The organism is Vibrio sp. Vb1729, assembly GCF_033338655.1.
Lineage (GTDB): Bacteria > Pseudomonadota > Gammaproteobacteria > Enterobacterales > Vibrionaceae > Vibrio > Vibrio alginolyticus.
The window spans coordinates 14,354-27,290 of record NZ_JAWOTB010000014.1 but is presented as its reverse complement, the minus strand read 5'-3'; the positions used below and the strand labels follow the sequence as shown (position 1 = coordinate 27,290).

The 12,937-nt window shown below is 46.0% G+C and carries 12 protein-coding genes; 6 read left to right on the top strand and 6 right to left on the bottom strand.

Annotation, left to right across the window (positions count from 1 at the left end):
- Positions 1 to 843: 843 nt before the first annotated feature.
- From ltrA to R7E29_RS09300, 3 genes are all read left to right on the top strand, one after another.
- The gene (ltrA, locus tag R7E29_RS09310) at positions 844 to 2,580 is read left to right on the top strand and encodes a group II intron reverse transcriptase/maturase (RefSeq protein ID WP_258631119.1); all 1,737 of its coding nucleotides are present in this window, start codon (positions 844 to 846) and stop codon (positions 2,578 to 2,580) included.
- On the top strand, positions 2,577 to 2,957 hold the full coding sequence (locus R7E29_RS09305; RefSeq protein WP_021024079.1) for a hypothetical protein: 381 nt from the start codon (positions 2,577 to 2,579) through the stop codon (positions 2,955 to 2,957). The genes ltrA and R7E29_RS09305 overlap by 4 nt, the downstream gene beginning before the upstream one ends.
- A gap of 583 nt (positions 2,958 to 3,540) precedes the next feature.
- Entirely contained in the window at positions 3,541 to 4,104 is a 564-nt protein-coding gene (locus R7E29_RS09300; protein ID WP_213973482.1) for a VC2662 family protein, read from the top strand.
- Between the two features lie 100 nt (positions 4,105 to 4,204).
- Here the strand turns inward: R7E29_RS09300 and R7E29_RS09295 are convergent, their stop codons facing one another.
- Together R7E29_RS09295 and epmB are read right to left on the bottom strand one after the other, a co-directional pair.
- Complete coding sequence (locus tag R7E29_RS09295; RefSeq protein ID WP_005381504.1) at positions 4,205 to 4,702, bottom strand: MgtC/SapB family protein; 498 nt, start codon at positions 4,700 to 4,702, stop codon at positions 4,205 to 4,207.
- Positions 4,703 to 4,797: 95 nt separating this feature from the next.
- Positions 4,798 to 5,820: an EF-P beta-lysylation protein EpmB gene (epmB, locus tag R7E29_RS09290; protein WP_225455802.1), complete on the bottom strand. Its 1,023-nt coding sequence runs from the start codon at positions 5,818 to 5,820 to the stop codon at positions 4,798 to 4,800.
- A gap of 32 nt (positions 5,821 to 5,852) precedes the next feature.
- Here epmB and efp point away from each other — a divergent pair, with 32 nt between their 5' ends.
- Together efp and R7E29_RS09280 are read left to right on the top strand one after the other, a co-directional pair.
- The gene (efp, locus tag R7E29_RS09285; RefSeq protein WP_005381500.1) at positions 5,853 to 6,419 is read left to right on the top strand and encodes an elongation factor P; all 567 of its coding nucleotides are present in this window, start codon (positions 5,853 to 5,855) and stop codon (positions 6,417 to 6,419) included.
- A 266-nt stretch (positions 6,420 to 6,685) separates the two neighbouring features.
- The gene (locus R7E29_RS09280; RefSeq protein WP_005386397.1) at positions 6,686 to 8,089 is read left to right on the top strand and encodes an SPFH domain-containing protein; all 1,404 of its coding nucleotides are present in this window, start codon (positions 6,686 to 6,688) and stop codon (positions 8,087 to 8,089) included.
- 102 nt (positions 8,090 to 8,191) lie between these two features.
- Here R7E29_RS09280 and frdD read toward each other — a convergent pair whose 3' ends face one another.
- The 4 genes from frdD to frdA are packed head-to-tail and all read right to left on the bottom strand — an operon-like array spanning position 8,192 to position 11,524.
- Positions 8,192 to 8,569: a fumarate reductase subunit FrdD gene (gene frdD, locus R7E29_RS09275; protein WP_005381493.1), complete on the bottom strand. Its 378-nt coding sequence runs from the start codon at positions 8,567 to 8,569 to the stop codon at positions 8,192 to 8,194.
- Positions 8,570 to 8,580: 11 nt separating this feature from the next.
- A complete protein-coding gene (gene frdC, locus R7E29_RS09270) occupies positions 8,581 to 8,964 on the bottom strand; it encodes a fumarate reductase subunit FrdC (RefSeq protein ID WP_005381491.1) in 384 nt (127 codons plus the stop codon).
- A 2-nt stretch (positions 8,965 to 8,966) separates the two neighbouring features.
- Positions 8,967 to 9,725, bottom strand: a complete 759-nt coding sequence (locus R7E29_RS09265) for a succinate dehydrogenase/fumarate reductase iron-sulfur subunit (RefSeq protein ID WP_005381489.1) — start codon at positions 9,723 to 9,725, stop codon at positions 8,967 to 8,969.
- A complete protein-coding gene (gene frdA / locus R7E29_RS09260) occupies positions 9,725 to 11,524 on the bottom strand; it encodes a fumarate reductase (quinol) flavoprotein subunit (RefSeq protein WP_005381487.1) in 1,800 nt (599 codons plus the stop codon). Before frdA ends, R7E29_RS09265 begins: the two co-directional genes overlap by 1 nt.
- A 435-nt stretch (positions 11,525 to 11,959) precedes the next feature.
- On the opposite strand from frdA, the gene epmA reads away from it, so the two are divergent.
- Positions 11,960 to 12,931 (top strand): elongation factor P--(R)-beta-lysine ligase, encoded by a 972-nt coding sequence (epmA, locus tag R7E29_RS09255; RefSeq protein ID WP_005381485.1) that lies wholly within the window; start codon positions 11,960 to 11,962, stop codon positions 12,929 to 12,931.
- The last annotated feature ends 6 nt before the right edge of the window (positions 12,932 to 12,937 follow it).

Sequence of the window (12,937 nt, the reverse complement as noted above, 5' to 3'; positions counted from 1 at the left end):
ACCTGCACGGTGCGAAGCTGTTTTCATTATTGTCTTAACCAATCTCTTACTCGTACGGGTAGGTTATTGGATAGTAAGACCTGTTGTTCAGCCAATAGTAGCCTAGGGATAGTGCATCTGCGGTAACGCGGTGTGCGGAGCTTCCTGATAATGTACCCCCACGCAAGTGGTTAATCCTTGCTGCGAAGTGAAGGTTAAGACAATCGCTAATAGCAGGCGGTTTAGGGGCTAGGCTGGGTTATATGGTTAACGTAAGTGAACTACTGATAAACACCGTCAGCCGCGATGAGCGTAACGCTATTGTCGTGTCGATTAATTATCCCTTTGGGAGGATTACTCGTCACTAACGCTCCGACCAAAAGGTATATGGCCGGTTATCTCTTTTACATCTGGGGATACGCTGACTCATGCGCCATCGGTGGATAGGTAGAACCTAAGTAATTCATGTAATGAAAACGGAACTCGGAAACCCCGTATCCTTGCCTATCAATAGGCAGGTAACTCGCAAGAGAAACTGTCGAGGGTGCGGGCATAGGAGAGCAGAAAAAGCGAAAGCCAGGTTGTAATGAGCTGGATAGAAAGACAACGTGCTTTCACCGGAAACGGGGCCCACGTCTGCTTGGTCTTTAATTGTGTGAAAATCAGTAAAGCCGTTAAGTTTTACGGTAATTGAAACTGTCAGAGTCCAATCGTGGACATTACCTTTCCTATTTGAGGATTTCGGGTACTGACAGCAACAAACTCAAGCCTCATAGGGTAAATCTCTGCCCTATAGGGTACAGATGCGCCTTGTGTTGTTTGATTAACTTATCGTTAATGGAGGAAAGCAAGGTGCATACTTCAATGCAAATTGACGTATCTGCATCCTCCCACCAGACACAGCAGTGGCACAGCATCGACTGGTCACTAATGTATCGTAAGGTGAGAGGGCTACAGGTACGGATCGCAAAGGCAACGAAAAAATCTGACTGGCGACAAGTCAAACGACTGCAACGTATGTTAACTCGTTCGTTTGCTGCCAAGGTGATAGCCATTCGGCGTGTCACCGAAAACAGAGGGAAAAACACTCCGGGTGTTGATGGAGAAATTTGGAACACTCCGGTTTTGAAGTGGGGAGCCATAGATCAGCTGACGCGTAAAGGTTATAAGCCTAGGCCGTTGAGGCGAGTCTATATTCCTAAAGCTAATGGCAAGCGTAGGCCGCTGGGAATACCAACCATGCGTGATAGAGCAATGCAGGCACTATACCTGTTAGCTCTTGAACCTATATCGGAAACCACGGCGGATCGAAACAGCTATGGCTTTCGCCCTAATCGCTCTTGTGCTGATGCGATCGAACAATGTTTCGTGAACCTCAGCCGCAAGGCTAGTGCCCGTTGGGTACTGGAGGGGGATATCAAAGGGTGTTTTGACTTTATCAGCCATGATTGGCTTATCGCCAATATTCCTTTGGATAAGGCGATACTCAAGAAGTGGCTGAAAGCCGGATTCATGGAATCTGGGAAGTTTAACTCGACGGAGGCGGGTACACCGCAAGGTGGGATTATCTCACCTGTACTCGCTAATATGGCCTTAGACGGACTGGAAACGGTGCTCGAATCCCACTTCGGGAAGAAGAACACGAAAGCCAGTTACAAAACTAAGGTCAATTATGTGCGCTATGCAGATGACTTTATCATCACTGGGATCTCGAAAGAGCTACTAGAAGATAAGGTCTTACCAATAGTTGAAGCCTTTATGGCAGAACGTGGGTTGCAATTGTCAGCAGAAAAAACGCTGATTACGCACATAGACGACGGGTTCGACTTTCTTGGACAGAATTTGCGTAAATACGACGGCAAGATGTTGATCAAGCCGTCAAAGAAAAACGTGAAGAATTTTCTGCGCGGTATACGAGATTATCTCAACAGCCATAAAACGGTGCCAGCTTCAGCGGTGATAGTGAAGTTGAATCCGATGATCAGAGGATGGTGTAACTACCATCGCTGGGTATGTGCGAGTGAGACATTCAAGTATATCGATTACAGGATCTGGAAAATGATATGGCAGTGGTGCCGCCGAATACATTCGAATCGCCGTAAGCGCTGGATTAAAGACAAATACTTTAAAACAGTGGGTGATAGAAACTGGGTATTCAGCGCACCGAAACCGAAAGGGGAAGACGGTCACTACCGCTTGCTGAGTGCAGCGAGAGTGAAAGTTGATAAACATGTGAAAATTCGGGCAACAGCGAATTGTTACCTACCGGAAGACGAGCAATATTTTGAGCGTCTGAAAATGCAAAGATTGAAGAAATCTTTGGCGGGTAACTGGAAGCTATGGAAGATTGTCGAAAGACAAGACTACAAATGTGCGGTGTGTCACCAGCAGTTTCACTCAGAAGATGAATGGGATATTCACCATATCGTCAGAAGAGTGGATGGCGGCACGGACATAAGCTCGAATTTGATGATGTTGCATATTAACTGTCACAGGCAATTGCACCATAGACAACATTCAGAGGGGGCTACTCTCGAAAAGGAACTTGAGATAGACTCAAATCAACTGAATGAAAAACCAACAGTAGGGAGAGCGTCATGAGACATCTAGTAAATGTTTTTGGGCTGTTTCTCCTGTTATTGGGTTTTGTTATGGTAACTGACACAGTTTGGGGATGGGGCGTTATGGCCATTCCTATTGTGTTCTGGCTCATGCGCTTATTGAACCTCATCCATAAAAATCGCTTTGCAGCGTTAGTATTTTGGCTTGGGGTTACTTTCGTGCATTGGCAGTTTGCTTTGGCTTCGTTCAGCGTGTTCCTGCTTATAACTGTAATTAGGTTTGTGAAGGACAACGCACACAATCATCCTAGGGTTAGTCGTAAACGAAAATCCTACAATCCAGCCACGGGGCTACCTATGATGGGTCACAAAGGTATCGATGTCGATTCTGACGGTAATCCCTACAATACGTTTTGAATAGGAAGGAGGTTCGTCATGTATATGTGGTACTGGCTGTTAGGCTTGTTAGTAACTATCGCCTTAGTGGGTGTAGTCTTCTGGTTTGCTTACAAGAGTGATAATCAGTAGAAATTCGGAGAGACGCTACTTCATTAATTGAAGTGCTTATCTTTGTTGCTGGCTCGTACGCAAGTACGGGCTTATAAAGGCTTGAGCCGTATGCGGGGAAACTCGCACGTACGGTTCTTAGGGGGCGGTGGCGCAGTAATGCGTCGCTGCTACCCGACAGCCAGCTTATCTCATCGCTCTAGGGAAACCTTATAGCGGAAAGATAACCGACCAAACCCTTAAAAGTCGAGGCAGATGCCTCGACTTTTTTATGCGTGTCACCTGAGAAACATGACGTTCTGGTGTGGCTTATCATGAAACTTTTGAGCGTAAAAAGCGCCATTTCAGAAGCAAAAAATCGAAGAGAAATATTTTTTCTTTTGAGTCAGATGGTTAAATCTGACCTATTGCTAACACTTTTTGAACGGGGACAGAGCAAAATCTGAACATTACACTATGTTGTAAATTGTTGCTTCCCATCATGGAGATGAAAATGAAAAAGCTTATGACGTCATTGGCGGTTGCAGCCGCTATCGTATCACCTGTTGCTTTTGCCGACAGTACACCTGTGATGTTCTCTACTATCGATAACACAAACGCACCCTCTAATTCTTCAGTAGGTGGCGTTCGTTTAGCTGTGTTGCATGGGCAGGTAAATGAGGTTAAAGGTGTCGACTTTTCACTGCTTGGTATGTCAGAAACGGATCGTACGACAGGTGTGAACTTCGGTCTGTTTTTTGGTGCAGCAAAAGTAAATCAAGAAATGAAAGGCGCGTCTTTAGGCTTAGTTAACTGGAACCAAGGTCAGACGACGGGTGTTAACTTGGGTGCTGTTAACATTACGAACAACGTAAAAGGCTTGAACTGGAGCGCGGTGAACTATTCTGAAGGCTACACCATGGCGGATGTGGGCTTAGCGAGTATCTCTAAGAAGTCTAATTTCCAGTTTGGTTTCTTCAACATGACCGATCAAATCGATGGCGTGCAAATTGGTCTTTTGAACTGTGCGGATAACGGTTTCTTCAAGTGTTTCCCACTCATCAACTTTGCTAAGTAATCCCTGAGAAAGTCAGAATCTTTATATACAGAAAGCCCTCGATGTTCGTCGAGGGCTTTTTAATTACAGATGGGATGAAGCGAGTTTCTCGGAGCGTTAACTATTTAATTAATCGTGATGAAGTTTTGCGTTGTTGAATTCTTTGATGAACACCGCGGCGTAATGCTTTGATGTGGTTTTCTGCTTTATCCACACCTAACAACACGGTTAATGTCAGGAGAGTAATAACCACCGACTGCGTTAAATAACCCAAACCTATCATCAAACCTAAACCTGCTAGCACCCATATTACAGCCGCGGATGTTACGCCATGGATTTTTCCATCAAGTGTCATCATAACGCCAGCGCCTAAGAAGCCGACGCCAGTAATGATCTGACCAAGCACTCGTGCTTGATCAAGTGTATTTGGCGATAACGACACGGCCATCGACATAAACAGGTAGGTGCCTGAAATAATTAGTATTGCTGTGCGAATGCCAACCGGTTTACCACGAGTTTGGCGCTCTATACCGATCATGAGCCCATTAATGGCGCAGCATAGTAGGGCAGGCCAACTGAATGGGCCAAGATCGAAAATTTGTTCGAATGCAGTATGCATCTTGACCTCCAAAAGTGCGGAGTATGCATAGACTTACCGTGCAAAGCGAACAAAAATAATCAATCTAGACGACAAATTTAATTGAGCGTTGGAGCTTATTCTAAATGCAAATCCAACGGCGTTTTACTTGGCCTGCCACCAATTTCTCGTGTGAGTTTTGGCACCAGATAACCCGATACACGCGTGATGAGTCCGCGCATAATAGCTCTCGCTTCTTCGTCCGAAATAAAGTAGTGCGCTGCGCCTTGCACCTTATCAAGAACGTGGAGGTAATAAGGCAAGATACCCGCGTCAAATAAGGCCTCACTTAATGCCACTTGAGCTTCTACCGAATCATTCACGCCTTTCAGCAGAACGCCTTGGTTTAGAAGCGTAACGCCCGCTCTTTTGAGCTTGAACATCTGTTCAGCAAATTCGTCATTGATTTCGTTGGCATGGTTGATGTGAGTGACGAGGATGATTTGTAACCTTGATGCTTGCAGCAGTTGGCATAGTTCATCAGTGACTCGAGCTGGAATCACCACAGGTAAACGGCTATGAATACGCAGACGTTTGATGTGAGGAATATGAGCAATGTGCTCTAAAAGCCAATGAATCTCATCGTCTTTTGCCATTAATGGATCACCACCTGAGAAGATGACTTCGTTCAACTCTGGTTGTTGTGCCATGTACTCTAAGCACTTGGTCCAGGCTTGTTTCCCGCTTTTGTTCTCTTGATAAGGGAAGTGACGACGAAAACAGTAACGGCAATTTACCGCGCAGCCACCTTTGACAATCATCAGGGCGCGGTTGCGATACTTGTGTAGCAGGCCAGGGACTTCATTGTCTTGCTCTTCCAATGGATCATTGGAGTAACCCGGATGCACCTCAAATTCGTCGCTCAGTGGTAAAACCTGACGTAAAAGAGGGTCTTTAGGGTTGCCTTTCTCCATCCTATCGACAAAACTTTGCGGTACACGCTGTGCAAACAGCTTGCGCGCGGCAAACCCGTCTTGCCACGGTGAAGGATCAATTTCCAGTATTTCGAGCAATTTTGCAGGATCAGAGATCCCATTCGCCAACTGTTTGAGCCAGTTTTGCTCAACAGATTCGACTTTTCGGGTTATTATGTGCGGCATTGAATTTAGCTCTAAGAATGTAAGAGGAAAAAATGGCTACAGTTAGCACCAATGAATTTAAAGGCGGTCTTAAGTTAATGCTTGATAACGAGCCTTGTGTAATTCTGGAAAACGAATACGTTAAACCAGGTAAAGGCCAAGCGTTCAACCGTGTTAAAATTCGTAAACTTCTTTCTGGTAAAGTGCTAGAGAAAACATTCAAGTCTGGTGACACTTGTGAAGTGGCAGACGTAATGGATATCGACCTAGATTATCTATATTCAGACGGCGAATTCTACCACTTTATGAACAGTGAAACGTTTGAACAGATCGCAGCGGATGCAAAAGCGGTAGGTGAAAACGCTAAGTGGTTGGTAGAAAACAACACTTGTATGATCACTCTTTGGAACGGTAACCCAATTACTGTTACTCCACCAAACTTCGTTGAGCTAGAAGTTGTAGACACAGACCCAGGCCTGAAAGGTGATACTCAAGGTACTGGCGGTAAACCAGCGACGCTATCAACTGGCGCTGTTGTTCGTGTTCCTCTGTTCATCTCAATTGGTGAAGTGATTCGCGTAGATACTCGTACTGCTGAATACGTAGGTCGTGTGAAGTAAGCACTTTATATGATTGTTAGAAAGGTCGCTTCGGCGGCCTTTTTTATTGCCTGTGATTCTTCTCTTTTAATCCCTCTGCGTAAAACATCGATATCCTCCGCAAATTTTTGATGATTTTGTATTATTCGTAAAAATCTTATTTATTCCATGAATCTGTCGATTATTCCTTAATGTAACATTTTGATACATTAGTACTTGTCGCTGAGTTGCATAGCAATCTGATTTTTATCGATTTAACTCAGTAACAATCCAAAAAGGAGAACAAAATGGAAAGCAGAGGTTTAGGAAGGGGTTTAAAGGTGGAAGAAAGACGTCAGTTACTACATAAAGGATTAAAAGCAGCCGTATTTGGCGTACCGCTGTTGGCAATAGGCTTAACGATTAATAGCTCGGTGCTGATGACCGATGCGGGTTACAGCTACGTGCATCAGAATAATATTACTGGTGAGTTGGATGTGTTTACTGAACCTGGCATTCATTTTCGTATGCCATTTCTGTCCAAAATCACCAAGTATGATCAAGTGATCACCGTGTCATTCGGTAACAGCAAGGGCGAAGATTTTTATCAACGTCTTGATGCGATTCAGGTTCGATTTGCCGACACCTATATTGGTCAGATCCCCGTAACATTCCGCTTTAAGCTTAGTAATGACCCTGAAGCGGTGAAGAAGATGCATAAAGAGTTCCGCAACAACAGTAACTTGATCGATGCGCTGCTTGTAAAGAACGCACGTAACGTAACGGTGATTACCGCAACCCAATACACGGGTGAAGAGTTTTTCCAAGGTGGTTTGAACCAGTTCAAATCGAAACTTGGCGATCAGTTACGAGAGGGGATTTATCTAACAGAGCGACGTCAGGTTGAAGTGGAAGAGTTGGATCTTGCGCCTGTTGGGGCGAATCAAGCTAATCCGAACCAATTACAGCGCACCAATCAACTGGTTTGGAAAACCGTACCTGTCGTAGACAAAACCGGGCAACCGATTCGTCAAGACAATCCGTTACAACAATACGGTATTCAAGTGACGCAGGTGACCATTGGTGACCCGCAGCCAGAAAAGCAATTAGATCAGCTATTGGCAGATAAAAAGCGTTTAGTGGCGGATCGTATTCGCGCGATTCAGGAACAAGAAACGTCGAAAGCACAGGCAGAGACCGAGCAGTTACGCAAAGAGATTCAACGAACACGTGAGGTGCAAGACGCCCAGCGTGGTAAAGAACTCGCAATTATTGCTCAACAAAAAGAAGTGGAAGTGGCGCGTCAGATTGCAGAGCGTGAAATCGTTGAAGTGGAAAAAACCAAACGACTTGCTGAAGTCGAGAAGGAGAAAGAGCTAGCTATCGCCGAGGCTAACTTAGCGATTCAAAAAGCAAACGCACTTTCCGCAGAGTTTGAAGCGAAAGCGATATTAGCGAAAGGTCGCGCAGAATCTGAAGTCCTAAAAGGTAAGTATGCGGCGTTAGGAGCAAACCGTGAAGTTTACTTGGCGGAATTAAATCGAGACGTAGCGAACTCGTTGTACAACAACTTGCAAAACTTCCAAGTTCAGATGCCACAAAACTACATCGGTGGAAGTGACGAAACGGGCTTGAAAACAAACCTAGATGTGATTACTGGCTTTGGTGCTCTGGGTCTTATGGACCAGACAAAGAAGGTCGCACAGCAATAAGATCATGGGTGGTCAAAAGCTTAAAAAGCAAAAAGATCATGGGTAACCCAAAGCAATAAAAAAGCTGGCATTTAGCCAGCTTTTTCTTTTTTGGTCAGTCTCTTAAATCATGAAGATAAAGATAACTGCTAGTGCAGTGATGAGGCCTGCAAATGCATAGCATGCAATTTTACCAATCACACCAGTGTGGAATTTAAGGTCGTGCATGCCGTGGTGTACACGGTGCATTGCATGCCACATTGGCAATGCTAGCGTGCCAATGATGAATAGCGCACCGATGATGCTGGTTGCGAAGGCAGAGACACGCTCGTAGCTCATCGCTTCTGCGTCAATCACGCCTAGTGGGACCAAGATACCTAGCACAAGAACGGTGATTGGCGTGATCATCGCGAACCAAGTACCACCTGCGCCAAACAGACCCCACCAGATTGGCTCATCAGAACGTTTTGGTGATGTGTTTACACTATAATTCGGTTTCATTGCTCAGCTCCTTACACCACGATGAGAACGATCAGTGAGATGAACGCAACCGCGGCCCACTGAGTCAATACGATGATCTTCTTGTCCACTGGTTTGCCTTTCAAACGAATTGGCATTACTTGTGGCATCATGCTGAAGAAAGTTTGAGCGTGGAATAGGCTACCGAGTAGTGCAACGATGTTGATTGCGACTACGATTGGGTTCGCCATGAACGCTAACCAACCTTGCCATGCTTCAGGACCTTTCACCAAGCAACCTAAACCGAAAGTTAGGAACAGAGTGAATAGAATTAACGGAAGCACCGTAGCTTCACGTAGCATGTAGAAGCGGTAGAAAGGATGGTTCTTCCACCAAGTGCGTTTTACTTCACGAACGTAAGGTTTACGATTGCTCATCCTTATGCCTCCACTTTCTTTGGTGAACCATCAGGTTTCAACATAGCAATCACGAAGTCCATAGAAGACTCCACTTTGCCTTGGTTTACTGCCGCTGCTGGGTCAACGTTCTTCGGACAAACTTCAGAACAGTAACCAACAAACGTACAACCCCAAGCACCGTTTTCACCGTTGATAAGCTTCATGCGCTCATCTTTACCGTTGTCACGACTGTCTAGGTTGTAGCGGTGGGCTAGCGTTAGTGCAGCAGGACCGATGAACTCTGGGTTAAGACCAAACTGAGGACATGCTGCATAGCACAGACCACAGTTGATACAGCCAGCAAACTGTTTGTATTTCGCCATCTGTTCTGGCGTTTGCAAGTTCGTACCGTCTTCTGGTTTACGATCGTTACCAATGATGTATGGTTTGATTGCTTCTAGGCGCTCGATGAATGGCGTCATATCAACAATCAAGTCTTTCTCGATTGGGAAGTTCGCTAAAGGCTCGATAGTCACACCGTCTGGGTAGTCACGTAGGAAGCTCTTACAAGCAAGTTTCGGTACGTTGTTCACCATGATGCCGCAAGAACCACAGATCGCCATACGGCAAGACCAACGGTAAGACAGATCTTTGTCTAGGTGGTCTTTGATGTAACCAAGTGCGTCAAGTACAGACATGGTTTCATCGAATGGGACTTCGAATGTTTGCTTGTATGGTTCTGCATCTTTCTCTGGGTCGTAACGCAGGATGTCTACTTTTTGAATGCGATTTGCTGACATTATGCTTGCTCCTCTGCGTTCTTCTCTTCAGCCGCTGCTTTTTCTGCTGCTTCACCGTATAGACGAGCTTTTGGCTGTGACTTAGTGATGGTCACATTGCTGTAATCGATACTTGGTGCTGACTCTGGCTTGTAGAAAGCAAGTGAGTGTTTTAGGAAATTCACGTCATCACGTTCTGTACAACCGTCGTCTAGACGTTGGTGCGCGCCGCGCGACTCTTTACGTAGAATCGCAGAGTGAACCATCGCTTCTGCGACTTCTAGGCCGTAACCCACTTCGATTGCGTATAGAAGGTCTGTGTTGAACACTTTACCTTTGTCTTTGATGCTGATGCGTTTGTAGCGTTCTTTCAACTCAGTGATTTTGTCGATAGTCGCTTGCATCAAATCTTCTTGGCGGTATATACCACAGCCCGCTTCCATGGTGTGGCCCATTTCTGTGCGTATTTCTGCCCAGTTTTCGTCGCCTTCTTGGTTCATCAGTTTCGCGATGCGCTCTTCAACGGCTTTGACTTGCGCGTCAATTGCCGCGTCGTTCCAACCTTTGAATTCTGCTGCGCGTTTCACTGCGTTTTCACCCGCTACGCGGCCAAATACCACGAACTCAGCCAGTGAGTTAGACCCTAAACGGTTTGCACCGTGAAGACCAACAGACGCACATTCACCCACCGCGAATAGGCCTTTAATGCGAGTTTCACATCCGCCGTCCGTTTCAATACCACCCATGGTGTAGTGAACGGTTGGACGAATTGGAATTGGCTCTTTTGCAGGGTCCACGTTTACGTAAGCTTTTGCTAGCTCACAGATGAACGGTAGACGCTCTTGTAGGTACTCTTCACCAAGATGGCGAAGGTCTAGGTGCACCACGTCACCCAGTGGGTGTTTGATGGTGTTGCCTTTCTGTTGTTCGTGCCAGAAAGCTTGAGAAACTTTGTCACGAGGACCCAGTTCCATGTATTTGTTCTTCGGTTGGCCAACTGGAGTTTCAGGACCCATGCCGTAATCTTGTAGGTAACGGTAGCCATTCTTGTTAACGATGATACCGCCTTCACCACGACAACCTTCCGTCATCAGGATACCTGTACCAGGAAGACCGGTTGGGTGGTATTGAACGAATTCCATATCACGTAGAGGAACGCCGTGACGGTAAGCCATTGCCATACCATCGCCCGTTACGATACCGCCGTTGGTGTTACAGTGGTAAACACGGCCCGCGCCACCTGTTGCTAGAACAACAGATTTTGCTTTGATAGTAACAAGCTCGCCTTCAGACATGTGAATAGCAATCAGACCTTGAACTTCGCCTTCATCAACAAGCAGATCCACCACAAAGTACTCATCAAAACGTTTGATGTTGCTGTACTTCATTGATGTCTGGAATAGCGTATGAAGCATGTGGAAGCCAGTTTTGTCTGCAGCGAACCAAGTACGTTCAACCTTCATACCACCAAAGCGGCGTACGTTGACTTCACCGTTCTCTTTACGACTCCATGGGCAACCCCATTGCTCCATTTGGATCATTTCGCGAGTCGCGTTCTCTACAAAGTATTCAACAACATCCTGTTCACATAGCCAGTCACCACCGCCAACAGTGTCGTTGAAGTGGTTGTCTAAGCTATCTTCATCCTTGATAACTGCTGCTGAGCCACCCTCTGCAGCGACCGTGTGGGAGCGCATTGGATAAACTTTAGAAATCAGAGCGACTTCTAAGTCTGGGTTTGCTTCAGCCGCTGCAATAGCAGTACGAAGACCAGCGCCGCCTGCGCCGATGACTGCGATATCTGTGGTGATAATTTGCACAGTTATCCTCCAGTGTGTGATTGCGGAAATCCGCTTGTTATTGTCATTACGAGGCGCTCCCTAAAAAGAACTCCCCAAAAGTAGTAGGGTTAGTGTAGATGAGCCACATGGCAGAAAAATTGATGTAATTGGGTTTTTGCTTCGGTAATGCACTTAAGGGCATAGAAATTATAGGTTATGTGACTGCTATCACGGCATCGAGGTTTTGGTCCTCAAGCATTAACATTAGGGATGTTAAACCCGTGTTGCGTGACATTAACCGCATGGATAATAGGATTTTAACTGAGTGTTTTTTGTTCTGCGGCACGAGTAATTCTTGCCTCAAATTGGCGAGCACATTAGTAAAAAGAAGAAGGGATATTCCTCTCTTCTTGAAGAGTAAAAAGCATGTAGAATGAGCCTTTCCTCGCTGAATTAAAGTTTGAGAGACTTGTTATGCAAACCAACTGGCAACCTACTGCTTCCATTGACCAACTTCGTCAACGTGCGACGTTAATCGCGTCGATTCGACAATTCTTCGCTGACCGACAGGTGATGGAAGTCGATACGCCAGCCATGAGTCACGCAACCGTGACTGACATCCATTTGCATACTTTCCAAACCGAGTTTGTTGGCCCAGGCTATGCCGATGGCAGTAAGCTGTTTTTTATGACCAGCCCAGAATTCCATATGAAGCGCCTTTTGGCTGCGGGCAGCGGTTGTATTTATCAAATCAACAAAGCATTTCGTAATGAAGAGAATGGTCGCTACCACAACCCTGAATTCACGATGTTGGAGTGGTATCGCGTTGGCTTTGACCATCATAAATTGATGGATGAAATGGATGACCTGTTGCAGCTGGTATTGAAGTGTGGCGCAGCGCAGCGCATGACGTATCAGCAAGCCTTCATTGATGTGTTGGGTGTGTGTCCACTGGAAGGCTCGATGACTGAGCTGAAAGCGGCGGCAAGCAAGCTGGGTTTGAGTGACATTGCTGAGCCAGAAGAAGATCGCGATACGCTGCTGCAACTACTATTTAGCGTGGGAGTAGAAAACAAAATTGGTCAGGACGTGCCGGCTTTTGTGTACGACTTCCCTGCATCACAGGCGGCGCTTGCGAAAATCAATCCTCAAGATCATCGCGTCGCGGATCGTTTTGAAGTGTACTTTAAGGGGATAGAGCTGGCGAACGGATTTCATGAACTGGATAACCCGAAAGAGCAATTAGCGCGCTTTGAACAAGATAACGCAAAGCGTATCGAAATGGGTTTAAAACCACAGCCGATCGATTATCATCTGATCTCTGCACTGGAAGCAGGGTTGCCAGATTGTGCAGGGGTCGCGTTGGGTATCGATCGTTTGATCATGCTGGCGCTAGGCTGTGACCACATTGATCAAGTGACGGCCTTTCCATTTCCAATTGCATAAGGACGT